Below are 17,692 nucleotides of genomic sequence, written 5' to 3'. Positions count from 1 at the left end.
GGATGGGTGGTACCGGTGCCCGGAGTGGGTGGTGCCCGTGCAGGAGCGGGGGCGCGGGACGGCCGGGAGGGTGGTGGGTGCCCGCGCGGCATAGGCTGGCGGGCATGGACACCGAAGAGCGCCTGGCCGTCTTCCTGGACTACGAGAACCTGGCGCTGGGTGCGCGGGAGCACCTGGGTGGGATGCAGTTCGACTTCCAGCCGATCGCGGACGCCCTCGCGGTGCGCGGCCGGGTGGTGACGAGGCGCGCCTACGCGGACTGGTCGTACTTCGACGAGGACCGGCGGGCGCTGACCCGGCACCAGGTCGAGCTGATCGAGATGCCGCAGCGGATGGGGGCGTCGCGCAAGAACGCGGCGGACATCAAGATGGTGGTCGACGCCATCGAGATGGCGTTCGAGCGGGAGTACATCTCGACGTTCGTCATGTGTACAGGCGACTCCGACTTCTCCCCGCTGGTCAACAAGCTGCGCGAGCTCGACAAGCGCGTCATCGGGGTCGGCGTCGAGAAGTCCACGTCCCGGCTCCTGCCGTCGTCGTGCGACGAGTTCATCTTCTACGACCGCCTCGAGGGCGTGGACGTCCCCGACGAGTCGGAGCGCAAGCCGTCCGGGCGCGGTGCCGCACGCCGGTCGACCTCGGGCGGCCGCGGAGGCCGCGCGAAGGTCGCCGCGTCGACGACCTCGCCCGCCGAGGCCCCCGCCGCGGAGGCGGCCAAGGAGCAGCAGACCGCCGTCGAGCCGCCGGCCGAGGACGCCGCACCCGCGTCGTCCGGCGGCCGCCGTCGCCGCAAGGCCGACCCCGCACCGGCCCCCGAGCCCGTCCCCGCGCCCGTCCCGGACGAGGACGACGACGCGCCGGCCGCCGACGCGCCCATGGAGGTCAAGGTCGCCCAGACCCTCGCCGGGCTGCAGGCGTCGTCGTCCGGCTCGATCACGGCGTCGCAGCTCAAGCGCACCCTCGTGCGCAAGGAGCCCACGTTCTCCGAGGCGGACTACGGCTTCCGTACCTTCACGGAGTTCCTGCGCTACCTCGCCGACCGCGACGTCGTCGTGCTGTCCGACGGGCCTTCCACCGGCGACCCCGTGGTCGCTCTGCCCGAGCAGCAGGACGGTGCGGGCGCGTTCGACCTCCTGCGTTCCGTCGTCGCGGAGGAGGGCGGCTCCGCGCAGCTCTCCGGCCTGAAGAACCACCTGCGCAAGCGCCGCCCCGACTTCTCCGAGAAGGCGCTCGGCTACCGCGGCTTCCTGCAGTTCTGCAAGGGCGCCGAGGCGGCGGGCGCGGTGGCCCTGGCCTGGGACGACGACGCCGACGACTACGTGGTGACGCTCGGCACCGCGGCCTGACACCGGGCCGTACCCGGGCGGGGTTCACGGCACCGGCCCTCGCCCGGGGCACAATGGGGCCGTGACCTACCGTGTGCTGAAGCTGATCGCGTCGCTCCTGGTCGCCGTCTTCCTGCGGCCCCGGGTGACCGGCCTGCACCACATCCCCACCCGTGGGCCCGTCATCATCGCGAGCAACCACCTGTCGTTCATCGACTCGATCATCCTGCCGCTCGTGGTGCCCCGGCACGTCACCTTCATCGCGAAGGCCGAGTACTGGACGGGCCGCGGCCTCAAGGGCCGCGTGTCACGGTGGTTCTTCACCACGATGGGGCACATCCCCGTGGACCGCACCGACCCGCGCGCCGGGCAGCGGTCGCTCGAGGACGCCCTGCTCGTGCTCCAGCGCGGCGGCGCGTTCGGCATCTACCCCGAGGGCACCCGCTCCCGCGACGGACGCCTCCAGAAGGGGCACACGGGTGTCGCGTGGCTGGCGCTCGCGGGGTCGACCCCCGTGGTCCCGGTCGCGCTGCGCGGCACCGACAAGGTGCAGCCCGTCGGCAAGATGCCGCGGCCCGTGCGCGGCATCCAGGTCCAGTTCGGCCCGCCGATCGACCCGTCCCGGCAGATCGCCGCCGGGACGAAGCCCGCCCAGGCCCGCCGCGAGCTCACCGACCAGGTCATGGCGTCCATCCACGCGATGAGCGGCCAGGAGCTCGTCGCCTGAGCTAGCTCATCACTCCGATGATGCGCTGGACGAGTGGCCACAGTCGCTCGGCCGCGTCGTCGAGCCGTCCACCCTGGTGCAACGCATCACGCTGGGACTCAAGGGCGGCGAGGACGACCTGGGCTGCCATGTCGACGTCCGGGCAGTCCATGACCCCCACGTCGTGCCCGGTGCGAAGGATATGGGTGACCAGGTCCCGCAAGGGTTCGACGTGATCCATGAGGGCGGCCTTGTCCGCGGGGGAAAGTACGCCGTGTATCTCCAGGGCGGGGCCGCGCTGGCAGGCGTACTCAGCCAGGACGAGGCTCACGAGCAGCTCGAGGCGTCGGACCGGACCCTTGGCCGGTGCGAGCTCGCGCTCGCACAGGTCCAGGAACTGGTCCATCTCCCGTCCCGTCCACGCGATGAGCATCGATGCGCGGTCGCGGAAGTAGTTGTAGACGACGGTGCGGCTCACCCCGGCTTGCACGGCGACATCGCGGAGCGTGAGCGCGTCCCAGCCGACGTCCGCCAGCACGGTCTCGAAGGCATCGAGCAGGTTGGACTCGACATGGGCACGGTGCTCGGAGATCGTGCTCCCGCTGGTCAGCCGTGGCACGTCAGCTCCTTGGCTGCTCGTCGGGCGATGAGGAGGGAGAGGCCGATTGTGACGATCGCGTTGGCGGCATGCACCGCACCGAGCATCGCCACGTCGTCGCCGAGGCGCTGAAGAACCGGCTGCACCATCAGCACCGCGAGCAGCGTCAGCGTGGGCCAGAGGAGGAACCAGCGGGGCCAGGCCGCCACCACGAGAGCGACCAGGACCAGCCCGACAATCTCCGTCGCATAGCCGAGCAGCCGATGAGCGTCGAGGCTACCGGCATCCGTCATGGGCAACGAGTCGATGGCGAAGAGGCCATAGCCGGCGGTCGCGATCTGACCCCAGGCCATCGCGAAGATCGCCCAAGCGGTGATCCGTGCTCCGTGGAGCGCTCCGCGGCGCATCGTGGATACGAGAGACGGCCGGGTTGCGGCCACATCGGTGGTCATACTTGCTCCTTTGAAGACGTCGTGTCGTCATCAAAATAGCTCGTCGAGAGCGAGATGATGAAGCCGTCCGCCGATGAGATGGATCACGATCTCTGGACGGCGCGCCCGACCACGCGTCGACACCGTGACCGACCCGCAGCGCCGAGCACCCGTCGTCAGCGCGTGGCGGGGCCGTCGAAGATGCCCGGCACCTGCGCGAGCTGCTCGCACAGCCCGGCGCCGTCCGGCGCGCGGACCACCGGGACGTCGTCGGCGAGCAGGCCGTCGAGCTGGTCGGGGGCGACCGGGCGGCCCCCGCCGACCTGGCGGATGGCGACCGCGCGCACCCGCCCGGGCCACCGCTCCACCGCCCGGGCGTAGATCTCCGGGTCGTGCTGGCCGTCGTCGCCCACCAGCAGCCACCGCACGTCGGGGAACCGGGACATCAGCAGGTCGATGCTGGACGCCTTGTGCGCCGGGCCGCTGCGGAACCAGCCGGTCAGCGTGGGACCCCAGTCGGTGAGGAGCAGCGGACCGGCGGGGTACTCGTTGCGGGACAGGAACGCGCGCAGGGCGCCCGCGATGTTCCACGCTCCGTTCGACAGGTAGACGACGACGGCGTCCGCGTGCTCGTCCCGCAGCCGCCGGTACAGCACCGGCATCCCCGGCACCGCGCGGCGTGCGGTGCCGTGCCGCACGAACGTGTTCCACGTGGCGAGCAACGGGCGGGGGACGGCGGTGACGAGGGTCGTGTCGTCGACGTCGCTGATCACGCCGAACCGGGCGGCGGGCGCGAGCACCAGCAGCGGCGCGACCGCGCGCTCCCCGACGACGTCGCGCACCGGGTCGCGCGGCTCGATCGTCACGTCCTGCCAGCCGGGCCCCAGCGGCGCGTCGAGGTCGATCTCGACGTCCACGTACCCGGACCGGTCCGTCACCACCGCGTACGTGCGTCCGCCGACGTGGAGACGCACGTCGGTCTGCGGGGCGGGGACGGTGAGGAAGTGCCGGAACCCGCGCCGAGCGGCGCGGCGCTCGTCCCGTCGCGCGGCCTGCGGGGGAGAGAGCAGCACGCGCGCCAGGACCCGCACCCGGTCCGGCGACCCGTAGCCGGTGAACGGCTGCACCCGCGGACGCCAGCCGAGGCGCCGCAGCACGCCGCCGAGCACGTCGTAGAACGCGTCCTCGACCACGGCCGCCAGGTGGGGGCGCTGCGTCGGGTGCGGTGTCGCCACCGCGCCCCGGCCCGCGGTCTGGCCCGCGCCCCGGTCCGTCCGAGCGCCGTCGGGGGAGGTCGTCATGTCAACCACCCACCTGGGACAGCCCGAAGGCCGCCGCGAAACCCAGCACCGTCATCAGTCCTCCCACCGGGCCCGCGAACTCCGCGGCCTCCGGGATCATCGTGTCCACCAGCATCGTCAGGAGGGCCCCCGCGGCGAACGCCTGCACGAGCGCGACGGTCGCCGCCGACGCCGAGCCGAGCGCCGCGTAGCCGACCCCGGCCGCGACGGCCGACACCAGGGTCGTGCCGCCCCACAGCAGGAACAGCCGCGCCCGGGACGTGCCGGCCTGCCGCAGGCCCGCCGTCGCGGACATCGCCTCGGGCAGGTTCGACAGGAACACCGCGGCCAGCATCGCGACGCTGATCCCGCCGCCGCCCACCAGGGTCGCCCCCAGCACCACCGACTCCGGCACGCCGTCCAGCACGGTGCCGAGCGCGATCGCGCCACCGGACCCCTGGGCCTGCTCGCCCGTGGACCGCTTGCGCCCCTGGCCGCCCCGCCGGTCGATCAGCAGGTCGCCCACGAAGAACGCGGACGCACCCGCCGTCAGCCCGACCAGCAGCACCCAGCCGCCGTCCGTCGACTCCGCGGCGTCCTCCACGAGGTCGTACGCGACCGCGCTGATGAGGATGCCCGCGCCGAACGCCATGACGAGCCCCACGACCCGCTGGCTCAGGGGCCGGACGAGCACGATCCCCGCGCCGAGCAGGAGCGACGAGCTGCCCAGCAGTCCCCACCAGAAGCCCTCCACCGGAACATTCGACCAGATCAGGGCCCGGTCCGCCGTTCGGGCCGCCGGCCCACGCCGCCGGCCCACGCCGCCGGCCGCCCGCACCCCGCACCGCCCGGGCCGTGTCCGCGGGTGCGGTCCCGGACCACCGGTGGAAGCATCGCGGGCATGGACCTCGCCGAGCTCACCAAGCCCACCGCGACCTCCCTCCCGCGCACGCTCGGGCGGATCGCCCTCGGCCTGGCGCTCGCCGGCGCGGGGATCTCCCACCTCACCGTCGCGCGCGAGGAGTTCCGGGCGCAGGTGCCGTCCTGGTTCCCCGTCGACGAGGACGTCACCGTCCTCGCGTCCGGCGTGGTCGAGATCGTCATCGGCGGGTCGCTGGTCGCCCTGTCCCGGTGGAAGGTCGCCGTCGGGCTGATCGCCGCGGCGTTCTTCGTCGTGATCTTCCCCGGCAACGTCGCGCAGTGGCTGGAGCACCAGGACGGGTTCGGGCTCGACACCGACGCGAAGCGGCTCGCCCGCCTGCCGTTCCAGGCCGTCCTCGTCGCCCTCGCCCTGTGGTCGACCGGCGCGTGGTCGGCGACCCGGCGCGCCCTGCACCGGGACTGATCCGTCAGGACGTGGCCGCGCCGAGCACGACCGGGCACGTGGCCAGGTGGTCGTCCACGAGGCCGCACGCCTGCATCGCCGCGTACGCCGTCGTCGGACCGAAGAACCGGAAACCCTCCTTCTTCAGGGCCTTGGCCATCGCCTTCGACTCGTCGGTGAGGGCCGGCACGTCCGTCCACGTCGCCACCCGGGCGGCCCGCGGCGGGGGAGCGAAGGACCAGAACAGCTCGTCGAGGGTCCGCCCGGCCTCGTGCAGCGCGAGGACGGCGCGGCCGTTGGCGATCGTCGCCTCGATCTTGGCGCGGTTGCGCACGATCCGGGCGTCGCCCAGGAGCCGTTCGACGTCGTCCGGGCCCAGGGCCGCGACCCGCTCCGGCTCGAACCCGCCGAAGACCTCCCGGAACGCCTCCCGCTTGCGCAGGATCGTCAGCCACGACAGCCCGGACTGGAAGCCCTCCAGCGCGATCCGTTCCAGCAGCTCGGCCTCGCCGTGGACCGGCAGGCCCCACTCGGTGTCGTGGTAGTGCGCGTAGAGGGGGTCGCCGTCGCCGAAGCAGCGGCCGGCGGGCACCGGTGAGGGGTCGGTCGCGGTCGTCATGGCCTCAGGCTGCCGCACGGGACCGACACCGTGGCGGTCGTCCACAGGCCCGGTGCGCTCCGTCCACCGTCGAGCGTCTCTGAAAGTCCGGGATCAGGCCCACACCCCGGACTTTCAGAGACGCTCGGCGCCGGGCGGCTCGTCGCCCCACCCCGCGCGCGCCGCGTGCCACCCGAGCTGCGCGCGCGTGCGCACGCCCGCCCGGTCCATCAGCTCGCGGATCCGGCGCTGCACCGTCCGCGTCGAGATGCCGAGCTGGTGCGCCGCCGACTCGTCCGTGCTCCCCGCCAGCAGCAGGGACAACAGGCGGGCGTCGACGTCGTCCGCCACCCCGACCGACGGCACACCGGACGGCGCGTCGAGGATGACGGGGGCCGCGCGCGTCCACAGGGTGTCGAACAGCGCGATCAGGCCCGTGAGGAGCGCGCTCGGCCGTACCAGCATCGCCGCCGCGGACGCCCGCTCCGGCGCGCTGAGCACCGGCAGCAGCGCCAGGCCGTCGTCGGCGATCACCATGCGCAGCGGCAGCGCGTCGATCACCCGCGCCGACTCCCCGGCCCGCAGCCCGGCCGCGAACGCGTCCAGCCCGCCCGGGAACGTGTCCAGCGCCGCCTGCTCGAACAGCACCCGGTACCGCACGCCCCGGCGGACCAGCTCGTCCTCCACGTGGTTCTCGTCCGCACCGGTCACCGCCACCGGGTGCTGCACGAACGCCCGCACCTCGCCGCGCGCGCCCGACTGCACCCGCGCGAACCAGTGCGCCACCTCGGCCGCGCCGCGCACCACCTGCACCACGTCGTCGGCGCCACCCTCCGCACCCGCGTGCCGGTACATCTCCTCCAGGGTGTCGAGCTCCGCCTGCGCGCGCCGCACCGCCACCTCGTGCGCGGCCAGGCGCCCGCCCAGCACCACCGACGGTGGCGCGGCCACGTACCGGACGTCGTCGTCACCGGTGTCGCCACCGTCGTCGGGACGCGCCGAGACGCTGGCGAACCCGCGCTCGGCGAGCGCGGCGAGGCGCTCGCGGGCGGCGCCCCGCGGGACGTCCAGGGTCGCGGCGACGTGACCCGCCGACGCGCCCGGCGTCGCGACCAGCAGCCGGTAGACGGCGAGCAGGTCGGCCGACAGCCCGGCGGCGGTGCCCAGGAGGTCGCCGACGTCGTCGCCCGGCACGCTGCCGTCCGTCATCTCTCGCACCCCTCCCTGCCCGGGGACCGTCCTTGCGGGTTCCCGTCATGGCGCATTCTCGCCAGTCTCCGCCATTGTGCCCGCCACGTGTTGCCTGAAAGTGTCCCGAGGCACCGAACAGTTCTCGCGAAAGGCGCCACCATGCGACCACTCGTCCGAGCCGGGATCGCCGCGACCGCGGCGGGAGCCGTGCTGGCGGTGGGAGTCCTCCCCGGCTGGGGAGCGACCCCGCCCACCGACAACGGCTCGACCTCGGCGGCCACCGCCGGCGCGTCCACCGGCGAGACCGTCACGGTCACGCTCGTCACCGGCGACGTCGTCCACGTCGCCACGACGACGGACGGCCAGGAGGCGATCACGGTCGACCCCGCACCGGGATCCACCGCGCCGGCGCAGACCCTCGTCGTCGACGGCGACACCTACGTCGTGCCCGACGCGGCGCTGCCGTACCTCGCCTCCGACGCGCTGGACCGGGAGCTGTTCAACGTCACCGACCTCGTCGAGTACGGCTACGACGACGCCTCCGGCGGCATCCCCGTCATCGCGCAGCACGCCGCGCGGCTGCGCAGCACCCCGAAGGCTCCCGCGGGCAGCACGAAGACCCTCGACCTGCCGTCGGTCGACGGCGCCGCGCTGCGCACCGACGCGGACGAGGCGAGCGATTTCTGGGCCGCCGTCACCGGCGCCGCCACCACGCGCGGCACCCGGTCGGCCACCGCGCCCGGGACCCTCGTGGGCGGCTGGACCAAGCTGTGGCTCGACGGTCGGGTCTCCGCGACCCTCGACGTCTCCGTCCCGCTCGTCGGCGCGCCCGAGGCGTGGGCCGCGGGCAACGACGGCACCGGCGCCCGCGTCGCCGTCCTGGACACCGGCGTCGACCTCGACCACCCCGACCTCGCCGACGCCGTCGTGACCACCGCCTCGTTCGTCCCCGGCCAGGAGGTCGCCGACGGCGCCGGGCACGGCACCCACGTCGCCTCCACCGTCGCCGGGTCCGGCGCGGCCAGCGACGGGAAGAACACCGGCGTCGCGCCGGGCGCCGAGCTCGCGGTCGGCAAGGTCCTCGCGGACAACGGCTACGGCCTCGACTCGTGGATCATCGCCGGCATGGAGTGGGCCGCCACCGAGGCCGACGCGGACGTCGTCAGCATGAGCCTCGGCGACGACGCCCTCACCGACCAGACCGACCCGATGGCGCAGTCCCTCAACGCGCTGTCCGCGGAGCACGACGTGCTGTTCGTCGTCGCGGCCGGCAACTCCGGCGCCCCCGGCACCGTGACGAGCCCGGGCACGGCGGACGCCGCCCTGACGATCGCCGCGACGGACGACGACGACCGGCTCGCCTCCTTCTCGTCGCAGGGCCCGCGCGGCCTCGACGAGGGCCTCAAGCCCGACATGGCCGCCCCCGGCGTGAACATCACCGCCGCCCGCTCCCACCACACCCGCGGGTCCGGCTACTACACGACGATGAGCGGCACCTCCATGGCGACGCCGCACGTCGCGGGCGCCGCCGCGCTGCTCGCCGTCGAGCACCCCGACTGGGGCGCGCAGCGCCTCAAGGACGCCCTCATGTCGTCCGCCACGGAGGTCGACGGCAGCCTGTACGAGGTCGGCACGGGCCGCCTCGACGTCCCCGCGACGCTCGACGACGTGTCCGCCACCGGGTCCGTCTTCTTCGGCCTGGCCACCTGGGGCGACCCGGATCCCACGCCGCAGACCCGCACCATCACCTACTTCAACGACACGGACGCCGAGCTCGCGCTCGACCTGTCCACCACCTCCGACGGTCCCGCCGACGTGGTGCGGCTCTCCGCCGACCACGTCGTCGTCCCCGCGCACGGCACCGCCACGGTGGACGCCACCGCGTCGTTCGCCGACGCCCCCGTGACCGGCCACTACCTGGGCGAGGTCGTCGCGACCGACGCTGCGGGCACCGTCGTGGCCCGCACCGGCACCGGCCTGAGCCGCGAGGTCGAGAAGTACGACGTCGACGTCACCGTCCTGGGCACGTCCGGTGCGCCGGTCGCGGGCGCCGAGGTGCTCGTCTACGACTACACCAACGGCGTGTTCCGCACGGAGCAGGCGGACGCCGACGGCCGCATCGCCACGAAGCGCGTGGAGCCGCGCACCCTCGCGGTGTCCACCAAGCTGCGCTACGCCGACGACGACGGCACCGACCGTCTGTACTGGCTGGCCGAGCCGCACGTCGCCGTCGAGGACGGGGACGTGCACGTCGTGCTCGACGCCCGCGACGCCACCCCCGTGCGGCTCGACACCCCGCGCCCCAGCGTCGCGCAGGCCGGTCGTGTCGACTGGTACCACGCGCCCTCCGGCGGCATCCCGTTCGGCATGTCGACGCCCGTCGCCCCCGGCGCGGAGGCGTGGGTGCTGCCCACCGGGGACGTCCCCGACGGGCCGTACTACCTGACGGCCCGCTGGTCCCGTCTCGCGCCGCTGCTCGAGGTCCGCGCGCACACGCCGTCGTCGTGGACGCTCGACACCGTCTACCAGTCGCGCAGCACCCGCCTCGACGGGAAGGTCGACCTGGAGGTCGTCGCCGCCGGGACGGGCACGCCCGCCGAGGTCGCGGCCGTGGACGCGGCCGGCAAGGCGCTGGTCGTGACGAGGAGCGCGACGGTCACCCCGCTCGCCCGTGCCGCTGCGGCACGGGACGCCGGGGCCGCCCTGCTCGTCGTCGTCAACGACGGCCCGGGCACCCTGTTCGACCTCGCCGGCGGCACCGTGCCGACGGTGTCGGTCAGCGCCGCCGACGGCGAGCGGCTGCTGTCCGCCGGCACCGCGTCGATCCGGGGCACAGCCGACGCCTACCCGGGCTACGCGTACGACTACCAGCGCACGTGGGAGGGCTCGGCGCCCGCGGACCTCGTCGTCGCACCCCGCACGGGCGACCTCGCGGTCGTCACCGACCGGTTCGCGGACACCGAGGCGCGCCCGCTCAACCTCCTGCGCTACGACTGCTCGACGTTCCTGCTCAAGTGCCTCGGCATGAGCCAGGCCTGGGAGTCGGCCTCCGAGCACGTCACCTACCTCAGCCCGGCAGCCGTGGGTGCGGGTGCCGCGTGGTTCGCCGCCGTGGACGCGGCGAACGGTCGGGAGGTGCGTGACCTCCAGACCCGCTACACCGCGGGGCAGACCCAGACGATCGACTGGTTCGGCGTCACCGCGCCGCGCCAGGGCGACGGCTTCTGGCTGGCGAACAACACCGGCACGATCCTCAAGATGAACACGCCGACGGCGTCCGGTCCGGGCGAGCTCACCGGTTCGTTCGGGTCGGGCCGCAAGATCGCGTCGCGCCTCTACCTGGGGGACACGCTGCTGCGCTCCGGAGCGTCGCAGTCGATCTCGTGGTCCCGGACCGACGCCGCCGGGCCGCAGACGTACCGCTACGAGCTCGACACGACCGTCGAGCCCACGACGTGGGCCTGGTCGACACGCACCGCGTCGGCGTGGACGTTCGTCACCGACCGTGCCGACGTCGGCACGCTGCCGCTGCTCGGGATCGGCTACGACGTCGCGACGGGTCTCGACGGCACCGTGCGTGCCGGCGGCCGGACGACGGTCGGCCTGGAGGTCGCGCACCCGGTGGGCGCCGTCGGCGCGGGCACCGTGACGGACGTCGCCCTCGAGGTGTCCTACGACGAGGGCGCCACGTGGTCGCCCGTGACCGTCGAGCGTTCCGGTGACGACTGGACCGCGCAGCTGAGCACCCCGAAGGGTGGCGGGTCGGTGTCGCTGCGCACGACGGCGCACGACGACGCGGGCAACGCGGTCACGCAGGAGGTGGTGCGGGCGTTCGGCCTGAGCTGACGCCTGTCCCCCCTCTCTGCTGCAACGAGCGTGCTGGGTCGGTACCTCAAACCACGGTTTGAGGTACCGACCCAGCACGCTCGTTGCGTCCAGGGGGTCGGGGTCAGTCCCGTGACAGCACCAGGGCGGAGCTGTGGCCGCCGAACCCGAACGCGTCGACCAGGGCGTGCCGTGCCGTCGTCGGGCGGGCGGCGGTGACGACGTCGAGGTCGATCTGCGGGTCGAGGTCGTCGAGGTTGAGGGTCGGCGGGACGACGGCGTCCCCGGACGCCCCCGGAGCGTCGAGCCCTGCGGTGCCGGTCGGCCCCCTGCGGCTCCCGGGACTCGCGAGACCACCCAGCCCACCGAGCGCCGCGAGGACGCCGAGCGGTCCGGACGCGCCGAGCAGGTGCCCGGTGGACGCCTTGGTGGCGGTGACGGGCGGGGGGTCGCCGAACACGGCGCGCAGGGCGCGGGCCTCGTTGACGTCGCCGGCGGGGGTGGAGGTGGCGTGGGCGTGCACGAACCCGACGTCGGCGGGCGTCAGGCCCGCGGAGCGGAGGGCGAGGCCGACGGTGCGCGCCTGGTTGCCGGGCTCGCCGCCGACGATGTCGTGGGCGTCGGAGGTGAGGGCGCCGCCCTCGACCACGCCCCGGACGCGGGCGCCGCGCGCGCGGGCGTGCTCCTCGGCCTCCAGGACGAGCAGCACGCAGCCCTCGCCCATGACGAAGCCGTCGCGGGCGACGTCGAAGGGTCGGGACGCCCGTTCGGGCTCGTCGTTGCGGGTCGACATGGCGCGGGAGCGGGCGAACGCGGACACGCACAGGTCGACGACCGTGGCCTCGACGCCGCCGCAGACGACGACGTCGGCGTCGCCGTCGCGGATCATGGACCGGGCGGCGAGGATCGCCTCGACGCCGGCGGCGCAGGCGCTGACGGGGGCGCGCGCCCCGGCCTTCGCGCCCAGGTCGATCGACACCCAGGCGGCGGGGCCGTTGTTCATCACCATGGTGACGGCGTGCGGGCTGACGGCGCGGTGCCCCTGCTCCTTGAGGAGCAGGTGCTGGCGCAGCGTGGTGCCGAACCCGCCGTTGGCGGTGCCGATCGCGACGCCGAGGCGTTCCGGCTCGACGTCGGGGGCGCCCGCGTCGTCCCAGGCCTGCCGGCCGGCGACGAGCGCGAGCTGTTCCCCGCGGTCGGTGCGCCGCTGCTCGCGCACCTGGAGGGCGTCGGCGAACCGGTCGTCGACGAGCGCCCCGATCCGGACCGGCACGTCGGCGGGCCAGTCGGCGTCGAGGGCGCCCACCCCGGACCGGCCGGTGCGCAACCCCTGCCACGTCTCGTCGAGCGTGAGGCCGAGGGGCGTGACCGCCCCGATCCCTGTGACCACCGTCCGTCGCACCTGCGGGCACCTCCGTCGCCGGGCGGCCCTGCGTAGGCGGGGCCGTTCGTACCCCACCCTGCCCTATCGGGACGGCCGGGCTCCAGTGACACGCGCAAGCCTGTGACCTGCGATGTTGCGCCATGGAAGGGTCCGGTTCGTCAGGTGGTGGGGGGTCGGTCGGGATCGGCGGGTGCGGGGACGGGGCTGTCGACGGCCCCGCCGGTGCGGCGCCGGAGGTACACCTCGATCCCGTCGAGCACGACGCCGATCCCGAACGCGATGTCGTCCGTGGGGCTCGCGGGGGGAGCGTCCTGCGGGTCCCACGCCGCGGCGGCCGCGAACAGGTGGGGGTAGTGCTCGGGGGTCGCCAGGCTGGTGAGGAGCTTCTCGAAGTCGTAGTAGAGGTTGGCGCGGTCGACGGCGTCGGGGTCGAGGTCGGCGTCGGGGACGTCGGGTGCGACGCCGGTGGTGGCCCGCACCGTCGCGACGGCGGCACGGCGGGTGTCGACCTGCACCTGCGCCTCGCCGAGGACGTGCTGGGCGAGCAGCCCGAGGATGCCGAGCTTCTCGTCGAACGGCAGGGGGACGCCGGACAGCGCCTCGAGCGCCTGGTCGAACCAGCGCAGCCGGTGCGGGCCGGGGAGCGCGGTGGCCAGGGGCAGGTCGAGGTACCAGGGGTGCGCGACGACGAGCTCGATCTGGAGGCGGGTCCACCGTTCGAGCCCGGCGCGCCAGCCGAGCCCGGGCGTGAGGTCGGGCAGGAGCGCCGCGACCCGGTCGGTGAGCAGCACGAGCAGCTCGTCCTTGCTGCTGACGTGGCGGTAGAGCGCCATGGGGGAGCAGCCGAGGGTCTCGGCGACGCGTGCCATCGACACCGCGTCGAGCCCGTCGGCCTCGGCGAGCTCGAAGGCGGTCTCCACGATCCGTTCGGCGCTGAGCGCGGGCTTGGGGCCGCGCCGGGGGCGGGGCTGGCGGCCCCAGAGGCGCTGCATCGTGAGGTCGGTCGGGTCGGTGCTCATCGGGTCCATCGTGCCCTGCCCCGGGGGTGGGTGTCCGTCGCGGGGCCGCGACGTGGCGCGAGACGCGGCTCTTGACGCGCCCCCACGCACTGTGTATAGCATCCACAGTAACGCGTAGACCATAAACAGTTTGTTGCCGACGCAGATCGAAGGAGTCACCATGACCGACCCCGCCGACGTCGTCGTCCGCGCCGAGGCCCTCACCAAGGCCTACGGCACCGGCCGCCGGCGCAAGACCGTCCTGAGGGGCGTCGACCTCACGCTGCACCGCGGCGAGGTCCTCGCCCTCCTCGGCCCGAACGGTGCCGGCAAGACCACCACCGTCCGCATCCTCGCCACCCTCCTGCCGCCCGACTCCGGCTGGCTCACGGTGGCCGGGTACGACGTCGTCACCCAGGCGCGGCACGTCCGCGAGCGCATCAGCCTCACCGGCCAGCACGCGGCCGTCGACGACAAGCAGACCGGCCGCGAGAACCTCGCGATGATGGCCGGCTCTCCCACCTGCCGCAGCGCACCGCGCAGGCACGCGTCCTCGACCTCCTCGACGCGTTCGACCTCGCCGACGTCGCCGACCGGCAGGTCGGCACGTGGTCCGGCGGCATGCGCCGCCGCCTCGACCTGGCCGCCGGACTCGTCACGCGTCCCGAGGTGCTGTTCCTCGACGAGCCCACCACCGGCCTGGACCCCCGCTCCCGCCTCGCGCTGTGGGAGGTCGTGCGCGAGGTCGTCGCGCAGGGCACCAGCCTGTTCCTCACCACCCAGTACCTGGAGGAGGCCGACCGGCTCGCCGACCGCGTCGCCCTGGTCGACGGCGGCCGGGTCGCGGCCGAGGGCACCCCGGGCGAGCTCAAGCGGCGCGTCGGGGAGGCGGGGCTCGACCTCGTGCTGGCCGACGCCGACGACGCCGACCGGGTCGTGCGCGCGCTCGGGGCCGCCGGGGTCCCCGTGGTCACCGAGAGCGCGGTCCGTGTGCGCGTGCCCACCGACGGCAGCGTCGGCGGGGTGCGCGAGCTCCTCGGCCGGGTGGAGGCCACCGACGTCACCCCGCTGCGCTGGGACCTCACCGCCCCTACCCTCGACGACGTCTTCCTCACCCTGACCGGCCGGCACGCCCGCGGCGTCGACCCCGCCCGGTCCGGGGGTGACGGCCCGCCGGACGACGACGGTGCCGCGCCCGCGTCCGCCCGGACCGCGACGGAGGTGGCGGCATGACCGCGCTCACCCTGCCCGCCCGTTCCGACGCCCCCGTCGGTGCCGTGCGCGGCCTCGTCGCCGACCTCGGGGCCATGGCCGCGCGTGCCGTCCGCCTCACGGTCCGCGACGTCGACTCCATGATCACGGCGGCCGTCCTGCCGGTGGTCATCCTGCTCATGTTCACGTACGTGTTCGGCGGGGCGATGGACGTCGGCACGTCGTACATCACCTACGCGACGCCCGGCATCATCCTGCTCGCCGCCGGGTTCGGCGCCGCCAGCACCGCCCTGTTCGTCGAGCGCGACATGTCGGGCGGCATGATCGACCGCGTCCGGTCGATGCCCGTCGTCGCGTGGACCGTCCTGGCGGGGCACGTCGCGGCCAGCCTGGTGAAGAACCTCCTCACCACGGCGATCGTCTTCGCCGTCGCGTGGGCCGTCGGGTTCCGACCGACCGCCGACGTCGCCGGGTGGCTCGGCGCGATCGGCGTCCTCGTGCTGTTCCTGCACGCCATCACGTGGTCGGCGGTGCTGGTGGGCGTCCTCGTCCGCTCGCCCGACGCCGCGAGCGGCTTCACGTTCGTCGTCATGTTCCTGCCGTACGTGTCGAGCGCGTTCGTGCCCGTGGAGTCCATGCCGACCTGGCTGCGCGGGTTCGCCGAGCACCAGCCCGTCACCCCGGTCATCGAGTCCGTCCGGGGCCTGCTCGTGGGCGGCACGCCCGGGGCTCCCACGGGTGACGCCCTCACCGACACGATCGTGCTCGCCGTCGCCTGGTGCGTGGGCCTGTCGGCGGTGTTCGCGGCGGCCTCCGCCGCGGCGTTCCGCCGGCGTCGCTGACCGCTCGACGCGCGCGATCCCGCGTCGGCGGGTTTCATGGACGACGGAATCCCGACATCCGGGACCAGGTGGACGAGGAGGTCGGCCATGAGCCGGACGACCGAGGCACCCGAGCAGAGCGGCGACCCCGCCGAGCCCGGGCTGAAGCGAGTCATGGGGCGCAAGCTCCTGCTGCTGTTCATCGTCGGGGACATCCTCGGCACGGGCGTGTACGCCCTGACGGGGCAGGTCGCCGGCGAGGTGGGGGGTGCGGCGTGGGCGCCGTTCCTCATCGCGTTCGTCGTCGCGACGATCACGGCGTTCTCGTACCTGGAGCTCGTCACCAAGTACCCGCAGGCGGCCGGTGCGGCGCTGTACACGCACAAGGCGTTCGGCATCCACCTGGTGACCTTCGTCGTCGCGTTCATGGTGATGAGCTCGGGGATCACGTCGGCGTCCACGGCGTCCAACGCGTTCGCCGGGTTCCTCAACGACGGGTTCGGCCTGGGGATGGCGGACGGCTCGACGCCGTTGCTGCTCATCGCGCTGGGGTTCATGACGCTGGTCGCCCTGGTGAACTTCCGCGGCGTGGGGGAGAGCGTCAAGGCGAACGTGGTGCTCACCCTCGTGGAGCTGTCGGGTCTGCTGCTCGTCATCTTCGTCGGCCTGTGGGGCGTCACCCAGGGGCGTGCGGACTTCTCGCGCGTCGTCGTGTTCGAGTCGGGCGACGACAAGTCGGTGTTCCTCGCCGTCACGGCCGCAACGACGCTCGCGTTCTTCGCGATGGTCGGGTTCGAGGACTCCGTCAACATGGCCGAGGAGTGCAAGGACCCCGTCAAGGACTTCCCGCGGGTCATGCTCACCGGCCTGTCCGTCACCGGGCTCATCTACGTCGCGGTCGCCATCCACCGCGGTGGCGCTGGTGCCCGTCGGCGACCTCACCGACCCGACGAAGGCGTCCGCGCTGACCCAGGTGGTGGCGGCGGGCGCCCCGAACCTGCCGTTCGACGTCATCTTCCCGTTCATCGGCATGTTCGCCGTCGCGAACTCGGCGCTCATCAACATGCTCATGGCGTCGCGCCTGCTGTACGGGCTCGCCAACCAGGGGGTGCTGCCGCGCGCGTTCCGGCCGCGTGCACCGCACCCGGCAGACGCCGTGGGTGTCGATCGTCGTGACCACGCTCATCTCCTACGGCCTGATCACCTACGTGGTGCGCCAGAGCGGCACCGAGGCCGGGTCCGACGCGATCGCGCTGCTCGGTGGCACGACGTCGCTGCTGCTGCTCGTCGTGTTCACCGTGGTGAACGTCGCCCCTGCTGGTGCTGCGCCGCCGGCCCGTCGAGCACCAGCACTTCCGCACGTGGACGCCGCTGGCCGTCGTCGGGGCGCTCACGTGCGCGTTCCTCGCGGGGCCCTGGCGCGCAGCGGCCGAGCAGCAGGAGCAGTACCTCATCGCGGGCGCGCTCGTCGCCGTCGGCCTCGTGCTGTCGTTCTTCACCTGGCTGTACCGCCGCACGGCCAAGCACGAGAAGATCCACTTCGAGCACGTCGAGGACCTCGACACCGACAAGCCGCAGGCGGGCTACCCGAAGCGCTGACCGGTCCGTCCGTACGACGAGCGTGCCAGGAGCTCCTCGCAGCCTGTGGACGAGGAGTCTCCCGGCACGCTCGTCGCGTCCGCGGGGTCGCGGGGGCGACGTCCGGGTCAGGTGACGACCAGGTCGCGCAACCACCGCCGCGACCGGATGCGCGCGCCCGCGACGACGATCCGCACGGCCTCCTCCAGCAGGGGCACGGCGAACAGGACGAGGGCGGACGCCCGGCGACGTCCCGCAGCCCACGCGACGGGCAGCAGCAGTCCCCACTGCGCCCCGGCGTCGAGCAGCAGGCAGAACCGCACCTCGCCGCCGGCGCGCAGCACGCCGAGCACCATGACCATGCCGACGCTCTTGAGGACGAACCCGGCCGCCATGAGGTCGAACATGTCGCCCGTGAGGT

The 17,692-nt window shown here is 73.8% G+C and carries 15 protein-coding genes and 1 pseudogene; 7 read left to right on the top strand and 9 right to left on the bottom strand.

Annotation, left to right across the window (positions count from 1 at the left end; all coding sequences use genetic code 11):
- The first annotated feature begins 104 nt into the window (after positions 1–104).
- Both ATJ88_RS00075 and ATJ88_RS00070 read left to right on the top strand, forming a co-directional pair.
- A complete protein-coding gene (locus ATJ88_RS00075; RefSeq protein ID WP_098461820.1) occupies positions 105–1,346 on the top strand; it encodes an NYN domain-containing protein in 1,242 nt (413 codons plus the stop codon).
- A gap of 61 nt (positions 1,347–1,407) precedes the next feature.
- On the top strand, positions 1,408–2,052 hold the full coding sequence (locus ATJ88_RS00070; protein ID WP_098461818.1) for a lysophospholipid acyltransferase family protein: 645 nt from the start codon (positions 1,408–1,410) through the stop codon (positions 2,050–2,052).
- Between the two features lies 1 nt (position 2,053).
- Here ATJ88_RS00070 and ATJ88_RS00065 read toward each other — a convergent pair whose 3' ends face one another.
- The 4 genes from ATJ88_RS00065 to ATJ88_RS00055 all read right to left on the bottom strand — a co-directional run bounded on the left by ATJ88_RS00065 (position 2,054) and on the right by ATJ88_RS00055 (position 5,094).
- Positions 2,054–2,650, bottom strand: coding sequence for a TetR/AcrR family transcriptional regulator (locus ATJ88_RS00065; RefSeq protein WP_170023463.1), 597 nt, complete (start codon positions 2,648–2,650; stop codon positions 2,054–2,056).
- Complete coding sequence (locus ATJ88_RS18185; RefSeq protein WP_170023461.1) at positions 2,638–3,081, bottom strand: hypothetical protein; 444 nt, start codon at positions 3,079–3,081, stop codon at positions 2,638–2,640. The genes ATJ88_RS00065 and ATJ88_RS18185 overlap by 13 nt, the downstream gene beginning before the upstream one ends.
- Positions 3,082–3,236: 155 nt before the next feature.
- Positions 3,237–4,361: an App1 family protein phosphatidate phosphatase gene (locus ATJ88_RS00060; protein WP_098461815.1), complete on the bottom strand. Its 1,125-nt coding sequence runs from the start codon at positions 4,359–4,361 to the stop codon at positions 3,237–3,239.
- Between the two features lies 1 nt (position 4,362).
- Positions 4,363–5,094 (bottom strand): ZIP family metal transporter, encoded by a 732-nt coding sequence (locus ATJ88_RS00055; RefSeq protein ID WP_098461814.1) that lies wholly within the window; start codon positions 5,092–5,094, stop codon positions 4,363–4,365.
- Positions 5,095–5,241: 147 nt separating this feature from the next.
- Here ATJ88_RS00055 and ATJ88_RS00050 point away from each other — a divergent pair, with 147 nt between their 5' ends.
- Complete coding sequence (locus ATJ88_RS00050) at positions 5,242–5,685, top strand: DoxX family protein (protein ID WP_098461812.1); 444 nt, start codon at positions 5,242–5,244, stop codon at positions 5,683–5,685.
- 4 nt (positions 5,686–5,689) lie between these two features.
- On the opposite strand, the gene ATJ88_RS00045 is transcribed toward ATJ88_RS00050, so the two are convergent.
- Positions 5,690–6,283 (bottom strand): DNA-3-methyladenine glycosylase I, encoded by a 594-nt coding sequence (locus tag ATJ88_RS00045; RefSeq protein ID WP_098465013.1) that lies wholly within the window; start codon positions 6,281–6,283, stop codon positions 5,690–5,692.
- 114 nt (positions 6,284–6,397) lie between these two features.
- Entirely contained in the window at positions 6,398–7,471 is a 1,074-nt protein-coding gene (locus ATJ88_RS00040) for a helix-turn-helix domain-containing protein (RefSeq protein ID WP_098461811.1), read from the bottom strand.
- 141 nt (positions 7,472–7,612) lie between these two features.
- Here ATJ88_RS00040 and ATJ88_RS00035 point away from each other — a divergent pair, with 141 nt between their 5' ends.
- Positions 7,613–11,299 carry a S8 family serine peptidase gene (locus ATJ88_RS00035; protein ID WP_098461808.1) on the top strand — a complete coding sequence of 1,229 codons (3,687 nt, stop codon included), beginning with the start codon at positions 7,613–7,615 and terminating at the stop codon, positions 11,297–11,299.
- 103 nt (positions 11,300–11,402) lie between these two features.
- Here ATJ88_RS00035 and ATJ88_RS00030 read toward each other — a convergent pair whose 3' ends face one another.
- Positions 11,403–12,680: a beta-ketoacyl-[acyl-carrier-protein] synthase family protein gene (locus tag ATJ88_RS00030; protein WP_098461807.1), complete on the bottom strand. Its 1,278-nt coding sequence runs from the start codon at positions 12,678–12,680 to the stop codon at positions 11,403–11,405.
- A 140-nt stretch (positions 12,681–12,820) separates the two neighbouring features.
- Positions 12,821–13,681 carry a TetR/AcrR family transcriptional regulator gene (locus tag ATJ88_RS00025; protein WP_211287423.1) on the bottom strand — a complete coding sequence of 287 codons (861 nt, stop codon included), beginning with the start codon at positions 13,679–13,681 and terminating at the stop codon, positions 12,821–12,823.
- A 360-nt stretch (positions 13,682–14,041) separates the two neighbouring features.
- Between ATJ88_RS00025 and ATJ88_RS00020 the strand changes: the two genes are divergently transcribed.
- From ATJ88_RS00020 to ATJ88_RS00010, 3 genes and pseudogenes are all read left to right on the top strand, one after another.
- The gene (locus tag ATJ88_RS00020; RefSeq protein WP_342744864.1) at positions 14,042–14,893 is read left to right on the top strand and encodes an ATP-binding cassette domain-containing protein; all 852 of its coding nucleotides are present in this window, start codon (positions 14,042–14,044) and stop codon (positions 14,891–14,893) included.
- A complete protein-coding gene (locus ATJ88_RS00015) occupies positions 14,890–15,714 on the top strand; it encodes an ABC transporter permease (RefSeq protein WP_098461802.1) in 825 nt (274 codons plus the stop codon). The genes ATJ88_RS00020 and ATJ88_RS00015 overlap by 4 nt, the downstream gene beginning before the upstream one ends.
- 87 nt (positions 15,715–15,801) lie before the next feature.
- Positions 15,802–17,292: pseudogene (locus ATJ88_RS00010) on the top strand (APC family permease).
- A 107-nt stretch (positions 17,293–17,399) separates the two neighbouring features.
- Here ATJ88_RS00010 and ATJ88_RS18180 read toward each other — a convergent pair.
- The coding region (locus ATJ88_RS18180) for a hypothetical protein (RefSeq protein WP_211287422.1) at positions 17,400–17,692 on the bottom strand (293 nt) is incomplete at its 5' end.

The organism is Isoptericola jiangsuensis (assembly GCF_002563715.1).
In the GTDB taxonomy this organism is placed as follows: Bacteria; Actinomycetota; Actinomycetes; order Actinomycetales; family Cellulomonadaceae; genus Isoptericola; species Isoptericola jiangsuensis.
Note: the sequence above shows the minus strand (reverse complement) of the source record. Positions and strands in the feature narration are given on the sequence as shown.

Bases quoted from the DNA above. Each gene is read 5' to 3' on its own strand.
- ATJ88_RS00075 (WP_098461820.1), top strand. From the start codon at position 105: ATGGACACCGAAGAGCGCCTGGCCGTCTTCCTGGACTACGAGAACCTG.
- ATJ88_RS18185 (WP_170023461.1), bottom strand. From the start codon at position 3,081: ATGACCACCGATGTGGCCGCAACCCGGCCGTCTCTCGTATCCACGATG.
- ATJ88_RS00060 (WP_098461815.1), bottom strand. From the start codon at position 4,361: ATGACGACCTCCCCCGACGGCGCTCGGACGGACCGGGGCGCGGGCCAG.
- ATJ88_RS00050 (WP_098461812.1), top strand. From the start codon at position 5,242: ATGGACCTCGCCGAGCTCACCAAGCCCACCGCGACCTCCCTCCCGCGC.
- ATJ88_RS00045 (WP_098465013.1), bottom strand. From the start codon at position 6,283: ATGACGACCGCGACCGACCCCTCACCGGTGCCCGCCGGCCGCTGCTTC.
- ATJ88_RS00040 (WP_098461811.1), bottom strand. From the start codon at position 7,471: ATGACGGACGGCAGCGTGCCGGGCGACGACGTCGGCGACCTCCTGGGC.
- ATJ88_RS00035 (WP_098461808.1), top strand. From the start codon at position 7,613: ATGCGACCACTCGTCCGAGCCGGGATCGCCGCGACCGCGGCGGGAGCC.
- ATJ88_RS00025 (WP_211287423.1), bottom strand. From the start codon at position 13,681: ATGAGCACCGACCCGACCGACCTCACGATGCAGCGCCTCTGGGGCCGC.
- ATJ88_RS00015 (WP_098461802.1), top strand. From the start codon at position 14,890: ATGACCGCGCTCACCCTGCCCGCCCGTTCCGACGCCCCCGTCGGTGCC.